General features: G+C 70.4%; 24 protein-coding genes and 1 riboswitch. Of the genes, 17 read left to right on the top strand and 7 right to left on the bottom strand.

Features of this window, described 5'->3' with window-relative positions:
- Window positions 1-14 precede the first annotated feature (14 nt).
- Window positions 15-815, top strand: a complete 801-nt coding sequence (locus VE326_05685; GenBank protein HYJ32693.1) for an arginine deiminase family protein — start codon at window positions 15-17, stop codon at window positions 813-815.
- Window positions 816-860: 45 nt separating this feature from the next.
- Here the strand turns inward: VE326_05685 and VE326_05680 are convergent, their stop codons facing one another.
- Window positions 861-1010, bottom strand: coding sequence for a lmo0937 family membrane protein (locus tag VE326_05680; protein ID HYJ32692.1), 150 nt, complete (start codon window positions 1008-1010; stop codon window positions 861-863).
- A 189-nt stretch (window positions 1011-1199) separates the two neighbouring features.
- On the opposite strand from VE326_05680, the gene VE326_05675 reads away from it, so the two are divergent.
- The 6 genes from VE326_05675 (at window position 1200) to VE326_05650 (ending at window position 11025) form a co-directional block, all read left to right on the top strand.
- On the top strand, window positions 1200-3407 hold the full coding sequence (locus VE326_05675) for a prolyl oligopeptidase family serine peptidase (protein HYJ32691.1): 2208 nt from the start codon (window positions 1200-1202) through the stop codon (window positions 3405-3407).
- Between the two features lie 14 nt (window positions 3408-3421).
- Entirely contained in the window at window positions 3422-4138 is a 717-nt protein-coding gene (locus tag VE326_05670) for a Crp/Fnr family transcriptional regulator (GenBank protein HYJ32690.1), read from the top strand.
- Window positions 4139-4749: 611 nt separating this feature from the next.
- Window positions 4750-5565 (top strand): hypothetical protein, encoded by an 816-nt coding sequence (locus VE326_05665; protein ID HYJ32689.1) that lies wholly within the window; start codon window positions 4750-4752, stop codon window positions 5563-5565.
- Between the two features lie 145 nt (window positions 5566-5710).
- Window positions 5711-6862, top strand: a complete 1152-nt coding sequence (locus VE326_05660) for an efflux RND transporter periplasmic adaptor subunit (GenBank protein HYJ32688.1) — start codon at window positions 5711-5713, stop codon at window positions 6860-6862.
- Window positions 6859-9987, top strand: coding sequence for an efflux RND transporter permease subunit (locus VE326_05655; GenBank protein ID HYJ32687.1), 3129 nt, complete (start codon window positions 6859-6861; stop codon window positions 9985-9987). Before VE326_05660 ends, VE326_05655 begins: the two co-directional genes overlap by 4 nt.
- 51 nt (window positions 9988-10038) lie before the next feature.
- The gene (locus tag VE326_05650; protein ID HYJ32686.1) at window positions 10039-11025 is read left to right on the top strand and encodes an aldo/keto reductase; all 987 of its coding nucleotides are present in this window, start codon (window positions 10039-10041) and stop codon (window positions 11023-11025) included.
- Window positions 11026-11049: 24 nt separating this feature from the next.
- Here the strand turns inward: VE326_05650 and VE326_05645 are convergent, their stop codons facing one another.
- Window positions 11050-12417: an alpha/beta fold hydrolase gene (locus VE326_05645; protein HYJ32685.1), complete on the bottom strand. Its 1368-nt coding sequence runs from the start codon at window positions 12415-12417 to the stop codon at window positions 11050-11052.
- Between the two features lie 133 nt (window positions 12418-12550).
- Between VE326_05645 and VE326_05640 the strand changes: the two genes are divergently transcribed.
- Window positions 12551-13240: a hypothetical protein gene (locus VE326_05640; protein HYJ32684.1), complete on the top strand. Its 690-nt coding sequence runs from the start codon at window positions 12551-12553 to the stop codon at window positions 13238-13240.
- Window positions 13237-13428 carry a hypothetical protein gene (locus VE326_05635; GenBank protein HYJ32683.1) on the top strand — a complete coding sequence of 64 codons (192 nt, stop codon included), beginning with the start codon at window positions 13237-13239 and terminating at the stop codon, window positions 13426-13428. The genes VE326_05640 and VE326_05635 overlap by 4 nt, the downstream gene beginning before the upstream one ends.
- A 3-nt stretch (window positions 13429-13431) precedes the next feature.
- On the opposite strand, the gene VE326_05630 is transcribed toward VE326_05635, so the two are convergent.
- Window positions 13432-14124: a VIT family protein gene (locus VE326_05630; protein HYJ32682.1), complete on the bottom strand. Its 693-nt coding sequence runs from the start codon at window positions 14122-14124 to the stop codon at window positions 13432-13434.
- A gap of 116 nt (window positions 14125-14240) precedes the next feature.
- A riboswitch (Fluoride riboswitch) is annotated at window positions 14241-14310 on the top strand.
- Here VE326_05630 and crcB point away from each other — a divergent pair.
- From crcB to VE326_05615, 3 genes are all read left to right on the top strand, one after another.
- A complete protein-coding gene (gene crcB, locus VE326_05625; protein HYJ32681.1) occupies window positions 14294-14749 on the top strand; it encodes a fluoride efflux transporter CrcB in 456 nt (151 codons plus the stop codon). Its footprint overlaps the riboswitch before it by 17 nt.
- The gene (locus tag VE326_05620) at window positions 14746-15108 is read left to right on the top strand and encodes a DUF190 domain-containing protein (protein ID HYJ32680.1); all 363 of its coding nucleotides are present in this window, start codon (window positions 14746-14748) and stop codon (window positions 15106-15108) included. The genes crcB and VE326_05620 overlap by 4 nt, the downstream gene beginning before the upstream one ends.
- A complete protein-coding gene (locus VE326_05615; GenBank protein ID HYJ32679.1) occupies window positions 15105-15434 on the top strand; it encodes a DUF190 domain-containing protein in 330 nt (109 codons plus the stop codon). The genes VE326_05620 and VE326_05615 overlap by 4 nt, the downstream gene beginning before the upstream one ends.
- On the opposite strand, the gene VE326_05610 is transcribed toward VE326_05615, so the two are convergent.
- From VE326_05610 to VE326_05600, 3 genes are all read right to left on the bottom strand, one after another.
- Complete coding sequence (locus tag VE326_05610) at window positions 15431-16747, bottom strand: RNA polymerase sigma factor (GenBank protein ID HYJ32678.1); 1317 nt, start codon at window positions 16745-16747, stop codon at window positions 15431-15433. The genes VE326_05615 and VE326_05610 overlap by 4 nt on opposite strands.
- Before the next feature lie 93 nt (window positions 16748-16840).
- Entirely contained in the window at window positions 16841-17257 is a 417-nt protein-coding gene (locus VE326_05605; protein HYJ32677.1) for a YciI family protein, read from the bottom strand.
- Between the two features lie 157 nt (window positions 17258-17414).
- Window positions 17415-17828, bottom strand: a complete 414-nt coding sequence (locus VE326_05600) for a DoxX family protein (protein HYJ32676.1) — start codon at window positions 17826-17828, stop codon at window positions 17415-17417.
- A gap of 156 nt (window positions 17829-17984) precedes the next feature.
- Between VE326_05600 and VE326_05595 the strand changes: the two genes are divergently transcribed.
- Complete coding sequence (locus VE326_05595; protein ID HYJ32675.1) at window positions 17985-19274, top strand: peptidoglycan DD-metalloendopeptidase family protein; 1290 nt, start codon at window positions 17985-17987, stop codon at window positions 19272-19274.
- A 35-nt stretch (window positions 19275-19309) separates the two neighbouring features.
- On the top strand, window positions 19310-21382 hold the full coding sequence (locus VE326_05590) for a TonB-dependent receptor (GenBank protein HYJ32674.1): 2073 nt from the start codon (window positions 19310-19312) through the stop codon (window positions 21380-21382).
- 25 nt (window positions 21383-21407) lie between these two features.
- On the opposite strand, the gene VE326_05585 is transcribed toward VE326_05590, so the two are convergent.
- Complete coding sequence (locus tag VE326_05585) at window positions 21408-22022, bottom strand: hypothetical protein (protein ID HYJ32673.1); 615 nt, start codon at window positions 22020-22022, stop codon at window positions 21408-21410.
- Window positions 22023-22309: 287 nt separating this feature from the next.
- Between VE326_05585 and VE326_05580 the strand changes: the two genes are divergently transcribed.
- The 3 genes from VE326_05580 to VE326_05570 all read left to right on the top strand — a co-directional run.
- On the top strand, window positions 22310-22798 hold the full coding sequence (locus tag VE326_05580; protein ID HYJ32672.1) for a lipocalin-like domain-containing protein: 489 nt from the start codon (window positions 22310-22312) through the stop codon (window positions 22796-22798).
- Between the two features lie 2 nt (window positions 22799-22800).
- A complete protein-coding gene (locus VE326_05575) occupies window positions 22801-23775 on the top strand; it encodes a threonine/serine dehydratase (protein HYJ32671.1) in 975 nt (324 codons plus the stop codon).
- A partial coding sequence (locus VE326_05570; GenBank protein HYJ32670.1) for an ornithine cyclodeaminase family protein occupies window positions 23772-24243 on the top strand: 472 nt, incomplete at its 3' end. The genes VE326_05575 and VE326_05570, both read left to right, overlap by 4 nt.

Raw genomic sequence — 24243 nt, 5'->3', positions numbered from 1 at the left:
TGCGGGCCGAGTCCATGGAACCCCCGGAACCCGTCATCGCCGCGGCCGTCGTCCGGCCGCCCGGACCGACCTTCGCCCAGGGTATCACCCGGGCCGGGCTCGGACCGCCCGACCTGGAACGGGCGCTCGCGCAGCACGCCGCCTACGCCGCCGCGCTGGAAGCGGCGGGCGTGCGCCTGGTCCGCCTGCCCCCCGATCCGGCGCACCCCGATTCCACGTTCGTCGAGGACACCGCGGTGATCCTGGGGCGTGAGGCGATCCTGACCCTTCCCGGCGCGGAGAGCCGCCGCGGGGAAGTCGACCCGATGCGCGCGGCGCTCCTCCCGCTCGTCGCGTCGCTCGAGGCGATCGAGCCCCCCGGCACGCTGGATGGAGGGGACGTGCTCGAGACCGACCGCGGCTTCCTGATCGGGCTCTCGGAGCGGACGAACGAAGCGGGCGCGCGCCGCCTCGCGGCCTGGCTCGCGGCCCGAGGCCGCGCCGCGCATCTCGTGGCCGTCGGAGGGCTGCCCGGCATCCTCCATCTGAAGACCGGGATCTCCTGGATCGACGGCGGCACGGTCGCGGCGGTCGGGCCGCTCGCGGCGGCGGCGCGCGCGCTCGGCCTCGACGTGATCCCGGTCGAGCCGGAGGAGGCTTACGCCGCGAACGCCATCCGGGTCAACGGCCGCGTGCTGATTCCGTCGGGAGCGCCGAGGCTGGAGCGGCGCCTGCGCGAGCGCGGATGCGCCGTCGTGACCCTCGACATGTCCGAATTTGAAAAGATGGACGGCGGGCTCTCGTGCCTGTCGCTCCGGCTGCCTGCCGGAGGGTGAAGGGGCCGCGTGACGAAGCGGCGGGGGCGCCCGGCCCCCGTCCCGTCAGACAGCCCGGCGGCCCCGTAACAAGCCGACAAGGAACAGGACGATCGCCAGGACCAGGAACAGGTGCACGATGGCGCCCAGGGTCTTGAACGCGAGCATCCCGACCAGCCAGAGGACCAGGAGCAGAACGGCAAGAATTCGAAGCATGGTGTTCCTCCCATTTCGCGCGGCCGCCGGCGCGGTTCGGCCCGGCTGAAGCCGCGATCTCTCGGCAAACCACCAGCAGGAAGCGGGCCCGTGGACGCGGCGGCGGGTGCTATCATCGATCCGGCCCCCACGGGGCCCCGCCCCGCCCATCGTCCAGGAGACCGGCCCATGCTCTCCCGAGCTCTCGCTATGGCTCTCGTTCTCTCGATCCCGGCGCTTCCGCACGCTGCCGCTTCGGCCGCCCCGGCATCGAAGACCCCACGGCACGCCGCCAGCGCGCGCCGCGCGGCGCTGCCGCGCCTGCCTCACGCTCCGAAGCGCACCGTTTTCGATACCTACTGGGGCGTCAAGGTCCCGGACGACTACCGCTACATGGAGCGCGCTTCCGATCCCGGGGTGATGAAGTGGGTCAAGGGCCAGAACGCGTATACCCGCTCGTGGCTGGACGGGCACCGGGAGCGCGCGGAGATCCAGAAGCGGGTGGCGGCCCTCAGCCGCTCCGACTCCCCGGACTTCTACAGCGGGAGCTGGGCCGGAGGCCGCTACTTCTTCCTCGAGGAGAAGCCCCCGAAGCAGCAGCCGTTCCTGGTCGCGATGCGATCCCTCTCCGACCGCGCCGGGGAAACGACGGTGGTCGATCCGAACGCGCTGGATGCTTCGGGGGGGACGACGATCGACTTCTACGTTCCGTCGCTGGATGGCCGGCTCGCCGCGGTCTCTCTTTCCAAGAACGGCACCGAAGACGGCACGCTCCACGTCTACGAAACCGAAACCGGACGCGCGCGGGATGACGTGATCCCGCGCGTGAACGGCGGCACGGCCGGGGGGAGCGCCACCTGGAACGGGGATGGCACGGGCCTCTACTACACGCGCTATCCCGCACCGGGCGAGCGACCCCAAGCCGATCTGCCGTTCTACCAGCAGATCTGGTTCCACAAGCTCGGGACGCCGCTTTCGTCCGACACCTACGTGCTGGGGCGGGAGTTCCCGAAGATCGCCGAGGTGGCTCTGGCGACCAGCCGGGACGGGCGGTGGATCCTGGCCGACGTGAGCAACGGCGACGGCGGCGAGCACGAGTACTGGCTGATGGCGCCCGGCGGCGCGTGGAGCCAGGTCTCGAAGTTCCGGGACGGACTCATCGCCGCCCACCTCGGCCAGGACGGGGCGCTCTACGCGCTCTCGCGGGCGGGGGCCCCGAACAAGAAGATCCTCCGCATCCCTCTCGACCGGCCGCACCTCGACGCCGCGCGCGTGGTCGTGCCCGAGACGGAGAACGCGATCGAATCGTTCACGCCCGCGGCGTCGCGCCTCTACGTGCGTGAGATGGTCGGCGGCCCGACCCAGCTGCGCGTGTACGACCTGAGCGGCAAGGCCCTCGGCGTGGTCGCGATGCCCGAGCCCGCGTCGATCGGCGGGGCGGTCGTGACGGAGGGCGACGACGCGATGGTGCGTGTGCAGAGCTACACGCGGCCTCCGGCGACCTACGCCATGGCCGGCGGCTCGACCCGGCTCACGCCGACGGCGCTGGCGCAGACCTCCCCGGCCGACTTCAGCGACTGCGAAGTCCGGCGCGAGTTCGCGACGGCCGACGACGGCGCGAAGATCCCCGTCAACATCCTCCTCCGGAAGGGAACGCCCCGGGACGGAAGCGCTCCGCTCCTGCTCTACGGATACGGGAGCTACGGCTTGAGCGAGACCCCCTACTTCCGCGCGTCGATCCGAGCCTGGATCGAGCAGGGCGGGATCTACGTCGACGCGAGCGTCCGCGGGGGCGGCGAGTTCGGGGACGCCTGGCACGACGCCGCGCGCCTCGGGACGAAGAAGCGCTCGATGGACGATTTCGCCGCGTGCGCGCGCTACCTGGTGCGGGAGGGGTACACCACGCGCGACCGTCTCGCGATCGAGGGGGGCAGCGCGGGGGGGCTCCTCGTCTACGGCACGGTCGTCCACCATCCCGACGTGATGGGAGCGGCCGTGGCCGAGGTCGGCTACGGCGACGTCCTGCGCACGGAGTCCTCGCCCAACGGCGAGTTCAACACGACCGAGTTCGGGACGGTCAAGGACTCGACCCTCTTCCGTCAGATGTTCGCCTACTCGCCGTACCACCACGTGAAATCGGGTACCGCCTATCCCTCGGTGCTCGCGCTCACTGGGGTGAACGACCCGCGCGTCGAATCGTGGGAGACCTACAAGATGGTCGCGCGGCTCCAGGCCTCGGGGACGCGCCGTCCGGTGCTGATGCGCGTGAGCTACGATTCCGGGCACATCGGGAGCTCGTTGTCCGAGGAGGACCGGCAGAACGCCGACGTCTTCCAGTTCCTCTTCGACCAGCTGGGCGTGACCTATCGCCCCGTGAAGGAAGCCGAGCGGCCGAAGAGCGCCAAACCCAGTCTCTAGCGGGAGGAACCGTCATGCCGAATCCGGTCGCCGGCGGCCGCTCGTCGGCCGCGCTGAAGCAGGAAGTGCTGGCCAAGGTTCCCTTCATCGACGAGGCCTCGACCGAGCTGCGGAACGCGCTCGCGGAGAACGCCGTCGTGGTGCGGCTGCGCGCGGGCGAGTACTTCCTGCGCGAGGGCGACTCGTGCGCCCACTTCGCCGTGGTCGCGAGCGGCAAGATGCGGGTCTTCAAGCTGGGGGAGAACGGCCACGAGATCACGCTCTATCACGTCGGCGCGGGAGAGGCCTGTCCGCTCAACGTCTCCTGCATCCTGTCCGATACGCCGGTGCCCGCCATGGCCTGCGTCGAGGAGGACGTCGAGGCGATCGTCGTTCCGGCCGCCACGTTCCGGCGCTGGATCGCCGAGCACGAATCGCTTCGCTCCTTCGTCTTCCGTATGTTCGCCGGACGCCTCACCGAAGTCATGTCCCTGGTCGAAGAGGTCGCGTTTCGCCGCATGGATCAGCGGCTCGCGGGTCGCCTGGCCGAGCTGTTCGAGAGCGGTGGGCCGGGGGGTTCGGTCGAGATCACGCACGCCGAGCTCGCCGCCAATCTCGGCACCGCGCGCGAAGTGGTGAGCCGGCTGCTCAAGGAATTCGAGCGGCTGGACGCGATCCGGCTCCAGCGGGGAAAGATCTTCGTGCGGAACATCGGGCTTCTTCGCACGCTGGCCGAGCGGGGCGAAGCGTAGGGCGGAAACAAAGGACCGGCGGCGCAACGGCGACCCGTGGGGAGTGGCCTGTCCCTCTTCGAGGTAGCTGGCTGGCTAGTGGTGAGGGCCCAGGCCGGAGGGTGATGCCGAGCACCGCCGGCTGACGGAGACAGGATGGCGTCCGCCGGACGTAGGCTCCGTGACCGGGGTCACGGAACTACGTATTTTTTCGGGGTCGGCCACCCCCCCGCCCGTGGTCGAAACCTCCTCCTCGTCTTGAAATCTCTTCGCCGCCGGCGCTCCGCCGAACCGGGTCGAACGCGCCCCGACCGGATCAGGACCACCTCGCCGGCCCTTCCCATCCCCCGGCGCGGAGCCCCGCTCGCGAAGGACCCCGGGCGGGAGCGATTCGCGAATCACGCGAACGCCGAAATGTAAGTGGCTTGACGGCAAATGGTTATGTGCCCGCCGATCGTCCCCTTTAAGCCCGGGCCGGGGGAGCGTCCCCCGCCACGCCGTCGGCGCCGAGGCCCGGGTGCCGTCGCGCGATCGCCCCGGCGACCCCTCCGGGCCGTTCCCGGCACACGACATGCGATAGAGAGCGGACCTCGCGGCCCCACCCTGACCTGGGCCGCTGTCACGGAGGCCCTATGAAACGATCGATTGTCTGGACCGCGGGCGCGGCGGCGCTCGCCCTGTGCCTGTCCGCGGCGCCCGCGTCGCGCGCTTACGCGAGCCGGCACTATCACCCGGCCCGCGCCATCACCATCGTCGAGCCCGCCGCGACGGTGGCCGCGGGCTCGCGCGTCTATCACGTCACCGATGATCCCAGCTACGACCTCTCCGGCACGAGCCACACGCTGTTCCTGGTGGACGACGGCACCATGTGCCGGACTCCGGCGGGCCGCAGCGTCGCCTTCGCGCGCGCGGGCGCGATGCCGACCGAGGTGGTCTCGATTCCGGCGTCGTACCGGCAGGACTGGATGGCGGTCGCCGCGGGCGACCGGCCCGTCCGGTGCCTCACGCCGGTGCGCGGCGCGGCCGTCGAGCCCTCCATGATGAGCATGGGGCCGGCGGGCGAGGAGTCGGAGGCTGCTGAGTACCGCGCGGCTCACCCCGTGCGCTATTCGGCGACCCATCGCCGTCCGTACCGCAGAAACCACAAGAAGCTCTCCTTCGCTTCCTACCGGCCCGCTCGGACCACGACCTATCAGGCGAGCGCGCCCGCCGGCTACGAGTACGCGGCCACGGCGTCGTACGCCGTCGACGAGGGCGTGATCGACCACGAGCTCTACCAGCTCGGCAACTCCTGGTACATGCAGGACGGCGAGGTGTGGTGCCGCGCCGAGTCGTGGCGCGGTCCCTACGTGCAGGTGAAGAAGGGTATGGTTCCCCGCGAGGTGCGCGAGGTCGCCAAGGCCCGCGAGGACCGCGACGACAAGGACGACGAAGGGATCGAGGACTAGGACGTCCCTGGTTCGAACTCGGGGGCTCCCGGTTCCGGGAGCCCCCTTCGCTTGCCTCCGTCGTCGCGCGCGCCCCGGCGGGCGGGCGCGCCGCGGTTTCGCCTTCGCTTGGAACAGGGTAGGGGGTCCGGTAGTATTCCCTGATGTGCCCGAGGATCCGCATCTGAACGCTCGTCGCGTGCGCCACCTCGGGGTCGTTCTCCTCGCATCGTGCTTCCTGCTCGCGGGCGCGGGCTGTGCCTCCAAGAAACGGGTCCGGTCCAGCCGCGTGCCCGTGCGCGTTGCCGTCGCCACCGAGGCGCCCATGCCCTTCCAGCTCACGTCGACCGGAACCGTCGAGGCGATCCGGTCCGCCAGCGTCGCGGCGCAGGTCGGCGGCGTCATCACCAAGGTCGCCTTCCGGGAAGGGGACAACGTTCGCGCGGGCCAGGTGCTCTTCCACCTCGATCCTCGCCCGTTCCGCGCCACCCTCGACCAGGCGATGGCCGTGCTGGAGCGGGACCGCGCCCACGCCGAGACCGCCCGCAGCGATGCCGCGCGATCGCGGACCCTGTACGACCAGAACGTCCTCTCCCAGGCGGAATGGGACCAGAAGCGGAGCGATGCCGAGGCGCTCACGGCCACGGTGAAGGCCGATGAGGCGGCGGTGCGCACCGCGCGCCTGAACCTCGAGTTCGCTTCGATCCGCGCGCCGATCGCGGGCAAGACCGGACGGCTCCTCGTGCACGAGGGGGACCTCGTGCGCGGCGGCTCCAACGACGCGCTGGTCACGATCATCCAGCCGCAGCCGATCTGGGTGCGCTTCACGGTGCCCGACCGGGACGTGCCCACGGTCCTCCGCTACAAGGACCAGAAGCCGCGCGTGATCGTGCAGCCGCCGGGCGGCGGCACAGCACCCCTGGAAGGGAAGCTGGTGTTCGTGGACTCGGCGGTGGATCCCTCGACCGGGACGCTCCTCCTGAAAGGAGAGTTTGCGAATCGGGACGACCGCCTCGTCCCCGGCCAGTTCATGGACGTGCGCCTCGTTCTCTTCGTGGAGCCGCGGGCGCTGGTCGTTCCCGCCGTCGCGGTATCGAACGGGCAGGAGGGGGCGTACGTCTACCTCGTCCGGCCGGATTCGACCGTGGCGCCGCGCCCGGTCTCGGTCGAGCGGACGCAGGACGACGTGGCGGTGCTGGCGGGAGGGCTGAAGCCCGGCGATCGCGTCGTCACCGACGGCCAGCTGCGACTCTCGCCGGGAGCGAAAGTGGTGATCCGCCGCGACACGCCGGGGGGCCCCGCCGGAGTGCGGGAGTGAATTTCTCCGAGCTCTTCATCCGCCGCCCCATCATGACCACGCTCGTCATGGTGGGGATCCTGCTCTTTGGGATCATCGGCTACACCAAGCTTCCGGTCAGCGACCTTCCGAACGTGGACTACCCGGTGATCTCGGTGAACGCGTCCCTGCCGGGCGCGAGCCCCGAGACGATGGCCTCGGCCGTCGCGACGCCGCTCGAGAAGCAGTTCTCGACCATCGCGGGCGTAGACGCGATGACGTCGAGCAGCACGCTGGGGAGCACGTCGATCACGCTGCAGTTCACCCTGAGCCGGGACATCGACGCGGCCGCCCAGGACGTCCAGGCCGCGATCACCAAGACGCTCCGCTCCCTGCCCACCGGGATCACGCCCCCGTCCTACCAGAAGGTGAACCCGGCCGACTCGCCGATCCTCTTCCTGTCGCTCACGTCCAAGATGCTCTCCCTATCCCAGCTGGACGACTACGCCGAGAACGTGCTGGCGCAGAGGATGTCCACGATCAACGGGGTCGCGGCGGTCTCGGTGTTCGGGGCGCAGAAGTACGCCGTCCGCATCCAGCTCGACCCGCGGGCCCTCTCGTCCCGGGGGATCGCGATCAGCGAGGTGACCGACGCCATCGACGCGGCGAACGTGAACCTGCCGACCGGGATCCTCTGGGGGCCCAACCGGTCGACGACGATCATGTCGGAGGGGCAGCTTCAGAACGCCGAACAGTTCGGGAACGTGGTCGTCGCGACGCGCGACGGAGCGCCGGTGCGCCTGCGCGACCTGGGCGTGGTCCGGGACGACGTGCAGAGCAACAAGGTGGCGAGCTGGTACGGCTCCGAGCGGAGCATCACGCTGGCGGTGCAGCGGCAGCCGGGGACGAACACGGTGGAGGTGGCGCGCGGCGTGCGGGATCTCATCGACCGGCTGCAGCCGCAGCTCCCCTCGTCGGTCAAGATCCACCTGCTCTATGACCGCTCCGAATCGATCCGCCACTCGGTGATCGACGTGCAGTTCACGCTGCTGATCACGCTGGCGCTGGTCATCCTGGTGATCTTCCTCTTCCTGCGCAATCTGCCGGCGACGATCATCCCCAGCCTCTCGCTCCCGCTCTCGATCGTGGCGACCTTCGCGGTGATGCTCGGCCTGCACTACAGCCTGGACAACCTCTCGCTGATGGCGCTGACCCTGTCGGTCGGCTTCGTGGTGGACGACGCCATCGTCATGCTCGAGAACATCCACCGCCACATGGAGATGGGAAAGCCGCCCCTCCGTGCGGCGCTGGACGGCTCGCGCGAGATCGGCTTCACGATCCTCTCGATGACGCTCTCCCTGGTCGCGGTCTTCATCCCGATCCTCCTCATGGGCGGTCTCATGGGACGCCTGTTCCACGAGTTCGCGGTCACGATCAGCGCCGCGATCCTGGTCTCGGGCGTGGTCTCGCTGACCCTGACGCCGATGCTCTGCAGCCGCTTTCTCAAGGCAGAGCACGCGCAGCGCCATGGTCGCGCGTACGAGACCATCGAGCGGACCTACCAGCGGTCGCTCGCCTTCTACGAGCGCACGCTGCACTGGGTGATGGATCACCGGGGCACGGCGCTCCTCTTCTCGCTCGGCATCCTGGTGGGCACCGCGCTCCTCTTCCAGTTCGTGCCCAAGGGCTTCATCCCGAGCGAGGATACCGGCCGCATCATCGCGAGCACCGAGTCGGCCGAGGGGACCTCGTTCCCGGCCATGGTGGCGCATCAGCAGGCGATCGGCGGCATCCTGAGCCGGGATCCGGCCATCGAATCGTTCATGTCGTCGGTCGGATCGGGCGGCGGGGCGGGCTCCACGAACCAGGGGCGCATGATCATCCGGTTGAAGCCGCGGAACGAGCGGGACGCCTCCGCCGACGAGGTGATCCGGCGGCTGCAGCCGAAGGTGGGGCAGGTGCCGGGCATCCGCGTCTACCTGCAGAATCCTCCCACGATCAACGTGGGCGGGCGCCTCTCGAAGAGCCAGTACCAGTACACGCTGCAGAGCGGCGACATCGAGGGGCTCTATGCCTCGGCCGACCGGCTCCTCGACCGCATGAAGGACCTTCCCGACCTCCAGGACGTGACCAGCGACCTGCAGATCGCCAATCCCCAGGTCTCGGTGCAGATCGACCGGGACCGCGCCTCCGCGCTCGGCATCTCGGCGCGGCAGATCGAGGAGACGCTCTACGACTCGTTCGGCTCGCGGCAGGTCTCGACCATCTTCACGCCGAGCGACCAGTACTGGGTCATCCTGGAGCTCCTCCCGCAGTTCCAGCAGGACGTGAACGCCCTGCGCGGGCTCTATCTCAAGTCGAAGGACGGCTCGCTGGTGCCGCTGGGCACCATCGCCACGCTGACGGCGGGAGCGGGCCCGCTCTCGGTCAATCACACCGGCCAGGTGCCCGCCGTGACCCTCTCCTTCAACCTGCGGCCCGGCGCTTCGCTCGGAAGCGCGGTGTCCGACGTGGAGCGGGCGGCGCGCGAAACCCTCCCGAACACGGTCACCGGCAGCTTCGCGGGAACGGCGCAGGTCTTCCAGGCGAGCCAGAAGGGGTTGCTCCTGCTCCTGGCGGTGGCGATCCTCGTCATCTACCTCGTGCTCGGGATGCTCTATGAAAGCTTCATCCACCCGCTCACGATCCTCTCGGGATTGCCGTTCGCCGGCTTCGGCGCGCTCCTCACGCTGATGATCTTCCGGACCGACCTCAGCATCTACGCGTTCGTGGGGATCATCATGCTCGTCGGCCTCGTGAAGAAGAACGCGATCATGATGATCGACTTCGCGCTGGACGCCGAGCGCAACGAAGGCAAGCCCCCGAAGGAGGCGATCGTCGAGGCCTGCCTCATCCGCTTCCGGCCGATCATGATGACGACGCTGGCCGCGCTGATGGGCACGCTGCCGATCGCCATCGGCTTCGGCGCCGGCGCGGAGTCGCGCCGGCCCCTGGGGTTGGCGGTGGTCGGCGGTCTCGCCTTCTCGCAGCTCGTCACCCTGTACGTCACCCCCGTGATCTATACCTATCTCGACGCGTTCCAGGCGCGCCTCAAGCGCCGGAAGCAGGCGGAGGCCCCCGAGACGGCGAGGGTGCCTGGGATCGAGCCCGCGCTTCCGGCCTCCTGAGCCCCGAACGACCACCCGGCGCTTCGAAGCCGGTCACACGAGGAAACCACCATGAAGAAGCGAACGCTGGGCCGGCAGAAGCTCGAGGTATCCGCCCTCGGGTTGGGCTGCATGGGGATGTCCGAGTTCTACGGAGCCACCAACGACACCGAGTCGATCGCCACGATCCATCGCGCGATCGACCTCGGCATCACCTTCCTGGACACCGCCGACGCCTACGGTCCCTTCACGAACGAGGCCCTGGTGGGCCGCGCGCTTGAGGGTCGGCGCGATCGCGTGGTGATCGCCACCAAGTTCGGGAACGTGCGGGGACCAGAGGGGCAGTGGGCCGGCATCAACGGACGCCCCGATTACGTGCGCTCCGCGTGCGAGGCCTCGCTGCGGCGGCTGGGCGTGGAGACGATCGACCTCTACTACCAGCACCGCGTCGACCGCAACGTGCCGATCGAAGAGACGGTCGGAGCCATGGCCGAACTGGTGCGCGCCGGCAAGGTGCGCCACATCGGCCTCTCCGAGGCCTCGCCCGCCACGATCCGGCGCGCGTACCAGGTGCATCCGATCACGGCGCTCCAGACCGAGTACTCCCTCTGGACCCGCGATCCGGAAGACGAGGTGCTGCCGACCTGCCGCGAGCTGGGGATCGGATTCGTCGCGTACAGCCCGCTCGGGCGAGGGTTCCTCTCGGGCCGCTTCCAGAAGCCGGAGGATCTTCCGGCGGACGACTTCCGCCGCAACCATCCCCGGTTCCAGGGGGAGAACTTCCAGAAGAACCTCGACCTGGTCCACCGCGTCGAGGAGATCGCGCGGGAGAAGCGCTGCACCCCCTCGCAGCTCGCGCTCGCGTGGCTGCTCGCACAGGGGGAGGAGATCGTACCGATCCCCGGCACCAAGCACCGCCGCTATCTCGAGGAGAACGTGGGCGCGATCGAGATCACGCTGAGCGAGGGCGATCTCCGGCGCATCGAGGAAGCCGCGCCGCAGGGCGTCACCGCGGGGCCGCGCTATCCCGAGGGAGGAATGCTCACCATCAACGGGTGATCGGCGCGGGAGGCGCGCCGGGGGTCAGCGGGTCGGAGCCGCCGGCGCCGCGAACGTGGCGAGGGCGTCGATCACGCGCGCGTCCACGTGTCCCGGCGTTTCGTACTCCGCGGGTCCGGGCTTGCCCGTCCCATCGATGAAGAGGTGGTTGAGGCCGGGGAGCGAGAGGAAGCGGACGTTCGGCATTCCCGCGAGGCCCTTCTTCCAGATCGCGATGTCCTCGTCCACCACCTGGAAGTCGCGCTCCCCGTGCACGACGAGGACGGGGCGGGCGAGCTTCCGGGCCTGGGCCGGCCCATCGCGGCGTCCCCATTCCTGCCAGTAGGACAGGGGCACTCCGACGAGTTTCATCGAGCCTCCCGTCGCGGTTCCGGAGCGTAGGAGTGCCGCCGCCCGCTCCGCGTCGGCGACGCTCGAATCGGGCGCGCCGAGGTAGCGCATCTGCGCGACGACGATGTCCCACGGCTTCCGCCCGGGAGGCGCGAGCAGCGCCACTCCCGCGACCGAGCCCGCGCGGGCTGCGATCTCGGGGGCAAGGCCCGCTCCCAGGCTGTGCCCCATCACGAAGACCCGCTTCGGGTCGATCTCCGGGCGCGCCTGCAGCAGCTTCACCGCGGACACCGCGTCCAGGATCACTTCGGCGTCGATCGTGGGGTTGTCCTTCAGCGCTTCGGGGTAGCGCAGGCTGCGCTTGTCGTAGCGGAGCACCGCGACGCCCCGGGAGGCGAGCCCCTCGGCGATGTCGCGGAACACCTTGTTCGCGCCGATCGTCTCATCCTTGTCCTGCGGCCCCGATCCATGGACCAGAACGGCGGCCGGGAAGGGGCCGCTCCCGACCGGCATCGTCAGCGTGCCCGGCAGCCCGAGCGGGTCCGAGCCGACGGTCACCGGGAGCTCTCGGAACCGCGTGGTGTCGGCGTAGGCCGGGTGCCCGGTCGCGGGACGGCTCGACGGGCGGATGAAGAAGCCGGCCACCTGCCCCGGGAGCGGATCCACGGCGACCATCGCCTTCAGCTCGCCGCGCTCGAAGTGGAGGGAGGCGAGGCGCACCTCGTAACCGCGCCCGGGGTCGCCGGCCTGCTGCTGCCACGACTGGAACGCGCCGAGCTGCGCGATCTGCTCCTCCCAAAGGGTACGTAGTTTCGCTTCCGAAACGGAGGCCTGCATCGTGGCATTGAAGAGCCGGAACGCGGCGCCATAGTCGCGGGCCCGGAGCGCGGCGAAGAGGGAATCGGCGACCTGGCCGGCGGTACGGTGCGTCGCAGCTGCCGTGGGCGCCGGTACATCGGCGGCGAGCGCGCCGGACGCCGCGGCAACGATGAAAGCGGCCGCCAGCGACGCGATCACCCTGGAACGGCGGGGAACACCCTCCTGCGAGACTGTTGCGTGCATGGAGGCCATGCTACTCCCGCCGACCTACGGCGCGCCATCCCGGTGTCCCGATTCCGTTCTTGAGTAGGGTGAACCGCCGTTCTGGAGTAGAATGGGGATTCGCGCTCCGCCCTTCTCTCTCCTGGAGATCCGATTGCTCATCGCCACCATTCTCGTTGCGCTCATCGCATCGATCATTCACGGCAGTTTCTACGAGTGGGCGTTCCATCGCTACTGGCTGCACCGCCCCTGGCTCCCCAAAGAGTGCTTCACCCAGCACACCCTGATCCATCACCAGCTCTGCAAGTTCGACGATACGTTCCACGTCGTCGAGGAAGAGCAGCACGAAGCGCTTCACTTCCAGTGGTGGGGCGGCCCCCTGCTCATCGTGATCGCCTCGGTGCCCTGGGCCCTGCTGTCGCTGGCGCTTCACGCGGCGGGCGTGAACCTGCCGTACGTCCCGTTCCTGATCACCTTCACCGTGGGAACGGGGATCTACTACGCGGGCTACGAGAGCCTGCACTACATCATGCACAAGCCGATGTTTCCCTGGATCGAACGCACGCGCGCGTTCCGCTTCATCGAGCGCCACCATCGCATCCACCACGTGCGCATGAATCGCAATCTCAACGTCCTGCTTCCGATCGCCGATTGGGTCCTGGGGACCCTGGTGACGGAGCTGGAGCCGCATCCGGTCACTCCGGACAGCGCGCGAACGACGGCGCGCCGTCACAGCCGCTTCGGCCGCCGCATGCCGGAGCGCGGAGCCCATTCCCGCCCCAGGAGGGCGAAACCCGAAGGAGACAATCCGGTATGGCAGGATTCAAACGACCTTCGTTCTTGAAGAAGCAGAAGGAGCAGAAGCGCGTGGCGAAGGCGGCCGAGAAGCGCGCCGCGCGCCAGGCCCGCCGCGAGGCGCAGCGGACCGACGATCTGAACCCGGCCGCGGGCGAGCCGATCGAGGACGGCGGCATCGCTGAAGACGGCGCCGAGGAGGCGGAGACGACGGGCGGGGAGACGGGCGAGGAATAGGCGCTACGCCGCCGCCCCGAACAGGGCTCCCACCGCCGCGGTCACTCCCATCGCGAGGGCGCCCCAGATCACGACGCGCGCCGTCCCGCGAACCACGGGAGAGCCGCCCGTGCGCGCCGCCAGCCAGCCAAGCGCGGCCAGGCACGCGAGCGCCGTCGCCATGACGCCCCAGACCAGCGCCGAGATGGGGATCAGGAGAACCGTAGCGAGGGGCACGAACGCTCCCACCGCGAAGCTCGCGGCGGACGCGATCGCGGCCTGAAGCGGCCGGGCGCGGAGGGTCTCGGTGATGCCCAGCTCATCGTGGGCGTGCGCGGTCAGGGCGTCCCGCTCCATCAGCTGCCGCGCGACCTGTCCGGCCAGATCCGCATCCAACCCGCGCTTCTCGTAGATCCCCGCGAGCTCGGCGTGCTCGGCTTCCGGCGCCGTGGCCAGCTCCTCCCGCTCCCGGGCGATGTCGGCGCGCTCGGTGTCCGCCTGCGAGCTGACCGAGACGTATTCCCCCGCGGCCATCGACAGCGCTCCCGCGACCAGGCCGGCGACGCCGGCGACCATCACGGCGTCGCGCGTCGCGTGCGCCGCCGCCACTCCGGCCACGAGGCTGGCCGTCGAGACGATTCCGTCGTTGGCTCCCAGCACGGCGGCACGGAGCCATCCGATCCGCCCGGTGCGATGCCCCTCCACGTGCGCGCGCATGGCCCTTCCTCCTGTGCTCTCGGGACCGCGATCCGCGGCAGCGAACCATAGCACCGCGCCCCGCCGGAGCCGCCCGATTTCCTTGACGGCGGCCGGCGGGCTGCCCTAGGTTCGCGCAAAACACAGGCGATGGAGTTCGCCACAACCGCCCGGAAGGCACCGCGGGCTGATGACTCCTGACCCCGGAGACGGGGCCCGGAGTCTTTTTTATGGAAGGAGGTTCGTCATCGAGCGCGTCTCCGAATTCCTCTGGATCTCCCTGGGAGCCGTCCTCGGCGCCAACCTGCGCTACGTCGTGAACCGCGCGGCGGCGCAGTGGCTGGGGACGGGGTTTCCGTACGGAACCTTCGCGGTCAACGTCGCGGGGAGCTTCGCCGCGGGCCTGATCGGCGCCATGGTCACGGCCCGGCTCCTCGGCCGCCCCGAGCTGGTGCGCCAGATCGTGATCGTCGGGTTCCTCGGGTCGCTCACCACCTTCTCCTCGTTCATGTACGAGACGAACACCCTGGTGAGCGACGGCGAATGGGCGCGCGCCCTGGCGAACATCGGGCTGAGCGTGGTCGCCGGCATGGCCGGGGTCCGCCTCGGCGTCCTGCTCGCGGCCCGGTTGGGAGGTGCGGCGTGAAGCTGGAAGGAGAGCGGGCGTTGTTGCGCATCCACCTGAGCAATTTCCTGAAGCGGCGGGGACGGCCGCTCTACGAGGAGATCGTCGAGACGGCCCGCCGGGAGCGCCTCGCCGGCGCCACGGTGCTCGCGGGGACGTCGGGGTATTTCGGGAGCGGCCCCATGCTCGGCGACCATCCCCAAGCCCTCGCGGTCGAGCGGCCCGTCATCGTGGAGATCGTGGACGATTTCGTCGCGCTCGAGCGGTTCCTGGACGGCGTGGAGGCGCTGCTTCGCGATCAGCCCGCGATCGTCACGATGGAGCGGGCGCGCGTCGCGCGCTACGGGACGGGGCTCGCGAACGAGGAGGGCGCCCGATGAGACGTACCCGCGAAGGGGTGCTGCTCCGGATCTTCATCGGCGACTCCGACCGCTACGAGGGGAAACCGCTCCACCACGCCCTGGTCGAGCGGGCGCGCGAGCAGGGCCTCGCGGGGGCGACGGTGCTCCACGGTCCCATGGGCTTCGGCCACCATGCGCGCCTCCACACGGCGAAGCTGCTCGAGCTGTCCTCCGATCTGCCGGTCGTGATCGAGATCGTGGACGCCGAAGAGGCGATCGAGCGGTTCCTGGCGGAGGTGGACCGGATGGTGGGGGAGGGCCTGGTCACGCTGGAGAAGGTGAGGATCGTCACCTTCGGCTCCTAGCGTCCCGCCGTGCCCGCGCGCGCCCCGGCCGCGCGGCCGAGAAGAATCCGGCGCTCGGCCTCGTTCCGCGTGAGCGCGGCGGCGCGCTCGAACTCGGCGCCCGCGTCTCGGGCGCGCCCGAGCTTTTCCAGCAGGTCTCCGCGCACGGCGAAGAGCAGGTGATAGCTCCGGAGCAGGGGATCGGTCGCGAGCTTGTCCACGATCGGCAGCGCCGCGTCGGGACCGTCCGCCATGGAGACCGCGACCGCGCGGTTCAGCTCCACCACGGGTGACGGCGACACGAGATGGAGCTCCCCGTAGAGCGCCGCGATCCGCGGCCAGTCGGTCTCGGCCGCCGTGCGCGCCCGCGCATGGCAGGCCGCGATCGAGGCCTGGAGCGCGTAGGGCCCGAGGGGGCCGCCGAGCCGCTCGGCGCGCGCGAGCGCATCGAGGCCGCGCCCGATCAGCAGTCGGTCCCACCGTCCCCGGTCCTGGTCCTGGAGCAGCACCGGCTCGCCCGAAGCTCCGACGCGCGCCCGGAGCCGCGAGGCCTGGATCTCCATCAGGGCGACCAGCCCGAGCACCTCGGCCGCTCCGGGCATGAGCGTCGCGAGGATCCGGCCCAGCCGGAGCGCCTCCTCGCACAGCTCCGGCCGGGTCCAGTCGCGGCCCGCCGTGGCGGCGTAGCCTTCGTTGAAAATCAGATAGATCACCTCGAGCACCGAGGCCAGGCGCGCCGCGAGATCGGCGCCCCGCGGAACCTCGAAAGGAACGCCGGCGTCCGCGAGGGTTCGCTTGGCCCGGACGATCCGCTGCGCCACGGTCGGCTCGGGAACGAGGAAGGCGCGGGCGATCTCGTCCGTGGTGAGACCGCCGAGGAGACGGAGGGTCAGGGCGGAGCGCGCCTCGGTGGAGAGCACGGGGTGGCAGGCGATGAACAGAAGCCGGAGCAGATCGTCACCGACCGGGTCGTCCAGCGCCTCGTCCCGGACGGCGCCCTCCCGGTCGCGCCGCTCCTCCAGCTCGCGCGCGATCGCTTCGTGCTTCGGCTCGATCCGCTTCTCCCGCCGGAGGAGATCGATGGCGCGGCGCTTCGCGGCGGTCATCAGCCAGGCGCCCGGCTTCTCGGGAATGCCGTCCGCGGGCCACCGCTCGAGCGCCGTCACGAGCGCCTCCTGCGCGAGATCCTCGGCCAGACCCACGTCGCGTACCATGCGCGCGAGCGCCGCGATCAGGCGGGCCGACTCGATCCGCCAGACCGCCTCGATGGCTCGGTGGACGTCGCGGCCGGCGGCACGGCCGGCATCGTTGCCACGTGGATCCGCATTGTGCATGGCCGGGGATGATACCCCGGCCGCCGTGGCGGACGAAGCTGCGGTCCCGCGAGTGCATCCACGGGACCGCGGCCGTCGTGAAGGGAGCGGGGATTACTTCCGCGAGGCGATCCGGCCCCTCAGATTCTCCTCCTGCTCGCGAACGTCCTGGGGCAGGGCGTCGCCGAAATCCTCCGTCTCGTACACCTGGCGGATCTCGATCTCGGTGTCCTCGAACGGGGCCCGCTTGATCCACTCGATCGCTTCCTCCTTCGACTTCACCTGCCAGAGCCAGAACCCGGCGATCAGCTCCTTCGCTTCGGCGAAGGGCCCGTCGATCACGGTCTTCTTCCCGCCGGAGAAGCGGACGCGCACGCCCTTGGAGCTGGGCTGAAGCCCCTCGCCCGCGAGCATCACGCCCGCGTTGACCAGCTCCTCGTTGAACTTGCCCATCTTCGCGAAGAGTTCCTTGTCGGGAAGGATGCCCGCTTCGCTGTTCTTGTCAGCCTTCACAATCACCATGAAGCGCATGATGGAATCTCCTGTTAAATAGTTAGTTGCGTCGGCTATCGTCGCCACCGCCCCGGCCCCTGCCGGCCCGGGCTTCAACCAAACGACGAACCGGCGACCCTCCGATCGACACGGCTTCGAAAAAATCTTCCGGCCGGGTCAGGAGCCCGCCACAAGCCTAGGCCGCCGCGGCCGCGACCCGCGGCTCCCCGCGTCTTCGAATCAGCGCGTCCACGCTGAACGGGCCGGCGCCGTTGGCCGCGAAGAAGAGGAAGAGGAAGCAGAAGAGCACGGCGGGCTCGCCGTGGTTCTGGATCGGCCAGAACCCGTGCGGGAAGTGGCCGATGAAGTAGGCGAACGCCATTTCGCCGGACGCCAGGAACGCGGCCGGACGCGTCAGGAATCCGATCAGGATGAGGGTGCCGCACACCAGCTCGATCCATCCGGCCGCGGTGAGGAGCGGGGTGAGCGTGACGCCGGCCGGCATGCCGCCGAACCAGCCGAAGATCTTCATGCCGCCGGGATGGATGAAGAGCAATCCGGCGACGATCCGAAGCAGCGCATGGGTGGCTCGCGCGAGACGGTCCATCATGGGTTCGTCCTCCCGAACAGGGTCCGATCCCGCCCGACCGCGGGCGGGCCCATCAGCATAGCCGAAGCCCTGGCGATCGCGCCCCCCTCGACGAGCCGTCTCCCCGGCCGGCGCCTTTTCGTTCAGGATCGTGCCGATTTGGCCGATCAGGCCCGGGTGAGGCGATCGGATCGCTGGTTCCACATCGTCGCGCTGCTCACCGTCGCCGTCTTCGGCCTCTCGCTGGCGGTGGTGTTCCCGCGCGCGCCCGGATTCCCGGGCGACGGCCGCGACGCCGAGCTCAGGGCCGAGCCGCCGCCGGTCACCCTGAGCGGCACCCTCACCCCGGGCCGCGCCCTCTCCGAGCTGCTCGCCGCCAGGGGGCTGGATTCCGATCAGATCGGCGAAGTCATCCGGCTGATGCGGAGCTACAAGAACCCGCGCTCGCTTCGCCCCGGCACGTCGGTCGATTTCTCCTTCGATCCGGTGGGACCGTACGGCCCCCAGCGGAATCCCGAGCGCCTCCGCATCGCCCTGAGCCCTGACTCGGTCCTCGATTTCCTGCGCACCGACGCGCGATGGTCCGTGCGCGTCGACGCCGTTCCCTTCGTGGTGGACACGGTCTGCATCTCCGGCGTGATCACCTCGAGTCTCTGGTCGGCGAAGCTGGGAGGCGACCTCGACCGGCTCGGGGAGGGAGAGTTCGAGGAGCTGGTCTACGACCTGGCGGACATCTTCGCGTGGGAGATCGACTTCACGCGCGACCTCCGGCGGGGCGACGTCTTCCGCGTGGCGCTCGAGCGCAAGGTGCGTCCCGACGGCTCGGTGCGAAGCCGCCACTTCCTCGCGATCGAGCTGCACAACCAGGACCGCGTGCTGCGTGCGATCCCGGTACCCCGCGGAGCGGGCTGGGCCTACTTCGACGATGAGGGGCGCTCGCTGCACGGGGCCTTCCTGCGCTATCCGGTGCCATACCGCATCACGAGCCGGTTCACCACCCGGCGCTTCCATCCCATTCTGAAGCTCTGGCGCAAGCACGAGGGGATCGACTACGGCGCGCCGTTCGGAACGCCCGTCGAAGCCACCGCGTCCGGCGTGGTGACCCGCGCCGGGTTCACGGGAGGGTACGGCCGGCTGGTGGAGCTCCGGCACGCGGGCGGCATCCGCACCCGCTACGCGCACCTGAGCGCCATCGGCGCCGGGATCCGTCCCGGCGCCCGCGTGGAGCAGGGGGCCATCGTTGGTAGGGTAGGAGCCTCGGGCCTCGCGACCGGCCCCCACCTGCACTACGAATTCGTGCTGAACGGCAGGCATGTCGACCCGCTCACCGTCGAGCTGCCCAGCCAGCCGTCGCTGTCGGGCGCGCGCCTGGCCGAGTTCCGCAAGGTGCGCGACGGCGCGGTGTCGCTCCTGGAAGGCGTGCCGATCCCCCTCGACCTCAGGGTGGCTCTGGGCCGTCACCAATAGACGCCGCCGGGCCCCGCCGGTAGAGTGGACCGGCGATGGCGAAGGCGCTCGCGGTTCTTCTCCTGCTTCTCCCCGCGACCTGCGGCGCCGCGCGCGCGCCGGGCGATACGGTCGTCGTTCTTCCTCCCGTCGTCGTCACCCCGACCCGCGCGGCCGAAGATCCGCTTCTCGTTCCCGCCGCCGTCGACCGGGTGGACTCGACCGCGCTGGCCCGAGCCCGGCCGCGCTTGAACCTCGCGGAATCGCTGCCGCGCATCCCCGGCGTCCTCGCGCGCGACCGGCAGAACGAGGCGCAGGATCTCCAGATCTCGATCCGGGGATTCGGCGCGCGCTCCACGTTCGGCGTGCGCGGGGTGCGCCTCTACGCGGACGGCATTCCCGCCACGATGCCCGACGGCCAGGGGCAGGTCTCCCACTTCCTGCTGGACGCCGCCGACCGCATCGAGGTGCTGCGGGGTCCCTTCTCGGCCCTCTACGGCAACGCCTCCGGCGGCGTGATCCAGATCTTCAGCGCCGATCCGCCGCCAAGGGCGGAGTGGCGCGCGGGCTCGTACGCCGGGTCGGACCGTCTCGCCCGTGGCTCGTTCGGCTTGCGAGGGCCGTGGGAGGGAGCGCGCGGCGGCTACGTCATCGACGGCGCGGGCGTCTCCGAGGAGGGATTTCGCCACCACAGCGCCTCGCGCCGCACGTCGGCGCAGGCGCTCCTCCGCGGCGGGTTCGGCTCCGGGGGCGCATGGCGTCTCGCGCTGAACGGGCTCGACGCGCGGGCGGACGACCCCCAGGGACTCACGGTGAACGAGCTGGCCCGGGACCGACGCGCCGCCAGTCCCGGCGCGCTCGCCTTCAACACCCGGAAGACCACCCGGCAGGGACAGGCCGGCGGGCGGGTCGAAGGAAAGGCGCTCGGCTCGCTCTGGAGCGCGGGAGGCTACGCGGGCTCACGCGCCGTCGTGCAGTTCCTGGCCGTGCCGGTCGCGGCGCAGGCCAACCCGCTCCACGGAGGCGGCGTCGTGGACCTGGACCGGGGCTATTACGGTTTCGACGCCCGCGCGCGCCGTCAGGGCCTGCTCGGCGTCGGGGGACTCGCGCTGACCGCGGGGATGGAGCGGCAGGTCGTGAACGAGCGGCGCCGCGGCTACGAGAATTTCGTCGGCTCACGTCTCGGCGTGCGCGGTGCGCTCCGCCGCGACCAGGAGGACCGGGTGGGGTCGGTCGACGAATACGTGCAGGCCGAGTGGGCGCCGGGGGCGCGATGGCGCGCGGACGCCGGCGCTCGGCACAGCGAGATCCGCTTCCGCTCGCGCGACCGCTACGTGAACGCGCAGAACCCGGACGACAGCGGCGCTCTGGAGTACCGGAGAACGACTCCGGTCGCGGGGGTCCTGTGGCGCGCGACCGAAGCGATCAGTCTCTTCGCGAACGCGGGGAAGGGGTTCGAGACGCCCACCCTGAACGAGCTGGCCTATCGTCCCGACAGCTCGAGCGGGCTCAACACCGCGCTCCGCCCCGCGCGGAGCGACGACGCGGAGGCCGGCATCCGGGGGCGCGGCGCCGGGGGAAGCTATGGGTTGTGCGGTTTCATCGCGAGGACCGACGACGAGCTGGTCGTCGCCTCCAGCCTGGGCGGACGCACCGTCTATTCGAATGCCGCGCGCACCCTCCGGAAAGGCGTGGAGGCGTCATGGGTTGGCGCGCTCGGGTCCCGCTGGCGCGCGACTGTCGCCGCAACCTGGCTCGATGCGCGCTTTCGCCGTGCCTTCGGCGCCGTGGCGGAGGGGAGCCGGATCCCGGGCATCCCGCGCGCCGACGGCTTCATCGAGCTGCGCTGGCTTCCCTGCGCGGCGGTGGATCTCGCGGCCTCCGTGACCGCGGTGGACCGGGTCGCGACGAACGACGCGAATACCTCGTCCGCCCCCGGGTACGCCACCGTGGATCTGAGCGGGGAGGCGCGGCAGCGCATCGGCGGCGCGCTCGTCACGGCATTCGTGCGCGTGACCAACGCGCTCGATCGCGCGACGGTCGGCTCGGTCATCGTGAACGAGGCGAACGGGCGCTACTTCGAGCCGGCGCCGGGACGAGGCTGGGTCGCCGGTATCACGTTGCGATGAGCCCCTCCGTCAGAGGTTTTCGATTTCAGTGCGCCGCGCTCGAATCGTGCGCGGCCGCCTTGGGCGTCGCGGCCACCGGCTTCGGCGCTTCGGCCGCGACGGGCTGGGGCGCTACCGGCGTGAGCGACGGCGCCTTGGCCCTGGCGGTTTCGACCGCGGGGGCCGGCTCGGGCGAAGCCGCGGGAATCGTCACCGGCTTCTCTTCGATGCGCGAGATCCGATGGGTCCGCGTGCTCGCCTTCTTGGCGCTGACGCGGGCCATCTTGGGCGTTTCGGTTTCCTGGACCGGCTTCGGCGCCGGAGCCGCGGCCGCGGACTGAGCGGCAGGCTGCGCCGCGGGCGCAGTGGCTGCCGCGGGCTGCACGGCGGGGGCGGTCGTCGGAGCGGCGGCCGCGGGCGCCGCCGCTTCCGGCGCGGGCTGGGCGGTTTCGTCCGCGGACGACTTCGAGGCGACGGCATCGGAGCCGATGCTTCGCGCCGAGACGAGGCTGTACCCCGCGATGCCGACCGCGACGATGGCGAGAATCGCGGCCGCCATGCCGATCGCGGCGCCGCGCTTCAGGGCCTTCAACTGGCTCTCGGTGAGGGTGACGGGCTCGTCCGTCGGTTCCGTGTACTTCTCTTCCCAGCGGCTCCTCATGATGCCCTCCTTCGGCGGATCGTTCGTTCCTTTGGGCCGCGACACGGCGGCTGCGGTAAGACTGCGCGGGACATTCAAGGGCTGTGCCAGAGATACCCCTTTCGGACGGGAACGCGGTCTCGCTTGCAGTTATCGGGAGGGCTGCGTCTCGGCGGGCGTGTGTGGCATGTACGAGGAATCCCCGGTTTGTACGGTGGAGAGCAGGATTTCCATGCCCCCGTTCATTTGACCATTCGGCCGAAGTGCGTCACAGTACCGCTCCACCGAACGCCAAACCCGGAGCTCTCGTGAAGCCCGATCCACTGCCGCCGCCGGACCTCGATCTCAGCCGCACCCTCCTGGGCGTCTGGAGGCTCGTCGCGCGGGAGGATTACGACGCGAGCGGCAGGAAGGTCATCGATCCCTTCCTCGGGCCGGACCCGATCGGCATCCTGAGCTTCGCGCCGAAGCAGTTCGCCGCCCAGTTCATGAACCGGTCGCGAGGGGGCGGCTCCGCTCCCGCGGCCCCATCCGCCGGTGCCCTCCCGCCGGCGTCGGGCGTCAACAACACCAGCGCCATGGACGGCTACGACGCCTACTTCGGCACCTACGATCTCGACGCGGCGGCCGGCACGATCACGGTGTCCCTGGAGGGCGCGCTCGCGCGCGGCAACATCGGGATGAAGGCGACGCGCGACGTCCGGGTTGCCGGCGAGCGGCTCTGGATCCGGCTCGCGACGAATGCCGCGGACGGCACGCCGATCACGCGGACGCTCACGTTCGAGCGCTGCCGGTAGCCGTGAGCAGCCTGATCCCCATCCAGGCGATCCGCGAAGCCGCGGCCCGCACGGGGACCCGCCTCCACCGCACGCCGCTGGTTTCGTCTTCGACCCTGGGCGACCGCGCCGGCGCGCGGCGGCTCCATCTCAAGTGTGAAAGTTTCCAGAAGACCGGCTCCTTCAAGCCGCGAGGCGCGCTCAACGTCGTCCTCTCGATGGAGCCGGAGCGCCGCGCGCGCGGGCTCATCACGGTCTCCGCGGGGAACCACGCTCAGGCCGTCGCTTGGGCCGCGCGCGAGGCCGGCGTTCCGTGCACCGTCGTCATGCCGGCCGACGCGCCGCGGTCCAAGACGGACGCCACGCGCGGGTACGGCGCGACGATCGTGCCGCATCCCGACCGGACGACGCTGTTCGACCGGATGCGCGAGGAGGAAGCGCGGACCGGCGCGGCCTTCGTGCATCCCTTCGACGATCCCGTGGGGCTCGCGGGCGCCGGCACGCTGGGGCTCGAGATCGTCGAGCAGGTTCCGGACGTCACCTGTGTCGTGGTCCCGATCGGCGGCGGAGGATTGATGGCCGGCGTGACCTCCGCCGTGAAGGCGCTGAAGCCGTCCTGCCGCGTGATCGGGGTCGAGCTGGAGGCGAGCCGGGGGATGACCGCTTCGCTTTCGGCGGGCAAGCCGATCCCGATTCCCGTGCCCAGGACGCTCGCCGACGGGCTCACGCCCCCCTTCGTCGGAGCGATTCCGCTCGCGATCGCGCGGGACGCGCTCGACGAGATCGTCCCGGTCACCGAATCCCAGATCGTCGAGGGTATGCGCTGGCTCTTGACGCGGGCGAAGCTCTACGTGGAAGGAGGGGGGGCTGCGGCCACGGCCGCCCTCCTCTCCGGCGCCGTGCGCGTTCCTTCCGGGAGCGTCGTCGTGAGCGTCGTCTCGGGCGGCAACGTGGACCCCGAGCGCGCGCTCGCCGCGATGGCGGAGGGCGCGCGATGAAGGTGCTGTTCGTGAACGAAGAGGGGGTCGAGCGCCTGCTGACGATGGAGGCGTGCATCCCCGCGATGCGGGACGCCCTGACGGCCCTTTCTCGAGGCGACGTCGTGATGCCGCTTCGAAGCCTCGTCCGTCTTCCCGACCGCTCCGGCCTGCTCGGACTGATGCCCGGCTACCTGGGGGCGCCGCGCAGCTTCGGGCTCAAGGTGGTCACGGTGATGCCGGGGAATCACGGAACCGCGTACGACTCCCACCAGGGCGTGGTGATGCTGTTCGGGATCGAGCGCGGCGAGCCGCTCGCGATCCTGGACGCGAGCGCGATCACGGCGGTCCGGACCGCCGCCGCGTCGGCCGCCGCCACCGATGTGCTGGCGCGCGGAGACGCGGGGGATCTCGCGCTGATCGGGTCGGGAACGCAGGCGAGGACCCATCTCGCGGCGATGCGCGCGGTGCGTTCCCTCCGGCGCGTTC

This window comes from Candidatus Binatia bacterium (genome assembly GCA_035631035.1).
Classification (GTDB): domain Bacteria; phylum Eisenbacteria; class RBG-16-71-46; order SZUA-252; family SZUA-252; genus DASQJL01.
The sequence above is the reverse complement of the archived record's forward strand: the minus strand, read 5'-3'. Positions and strand labels throughout refer to the sequence as shown.

Coding starts and splice junctions, on each gene's coding strand:
- crcB (HYJ32681.1), top strand. CDS start 14,294: ATGACTCCTGACCCCGGAGACGGGGCCCGGAGTCTTTTTTATGGAAGG.
- VE326_05600 (HYJ32676.1), bottom strand. CDS start 17,828: ATGATGGACCGTCTCGCGCGAGCCACCCATGCGCTGCTTCGGATCGTC.
- VE326_05615 (HYJ32679.1), top strand. CDS start 15,105: ATGAGACGTACCCGCGAAGGGGTGCTGCTCCGGATCTTCATCGGCGAC.
- VE326_05610 (HYJ32678.1), bottom strand. CDS start 16,747: ATGCACAATGCGGATCCACGTGGCAACGATGCCGGCCGTGCCGCCGGC.
- VE326_05665 (HYJ32689.1), top strand. CDS start 4,750: ATGAAACGATCGATTGTCTGGACCGCGGGCGCGGCGGCGCTCGCCCTG.
- VE326_05605 (HYJ32677.1), bottom strand. CDS start 17,257: ATGCGCTTCATGGTGATTGTGAAGGCTGACAAGAACAGCGAAGCGGGC.
- VE326_05630 (HYJ32682.1), bottom strand. CDS start 14,124: ATGCGCGCGCACGTGGAGGGGCATCGCACCGGGCGGATCGGATGGCTC.
- VE326_05670 (HYJ32690.1), top strand. CDS start 3,422: ATGCCGAATCCGGTCGCCGGCGGCCGCTCGTCGGCCGCGCTGAAGCAG.
- VE326_05645 (HYJ32685.1), bottom strand. CDS start 12,417: ATGCACGCAACAGTCTCGCAGGAGGGTGTTCCCCGCCGTTCCAGGGTG.
- VE326_05585 (HYJ32673.1), bottom strand. CDS start 22,022: ATGAGGAGCCGCTGGGAAGAGAAGTACACGGAACCGACGGACGAGCCC.
- VE326_05590 (HYJ32674.1), top strand. CDS start 19,310: ATGGCGAAGGCGCTCGCGGTTCTTCTCCTGCTTCTCCCCGCGACCTGC.
- VE326_05680 (HYJ32692.1), bottom strand. CDS start 1,010: ATGCTTCGAATTCTTGCCGTTCTGCTCCTGGTCCTCTGGCTGGTCGGG.
- VE326_05675 (HYJ32691.1), top strand. CDS start 1,200: ATGGCTCTCGTTCTCTCGATCCCGGCGCTTCCGCACGCTGCCGCTTCG.
- VE326_05685 (HYJ32693.1), top strand. CDS start 15: ATGGAACCCCCGGAACCCGTCATCGCCGCGGCCGTCGTCCGGCCGCCC.
- VE326_05650 (HYJ32686.1), top strand. CDS start 10,039: ATGAAGAAGCGAACGCTGGGCCGGCAGAAGCTCGAGGTATCCGCCCTC.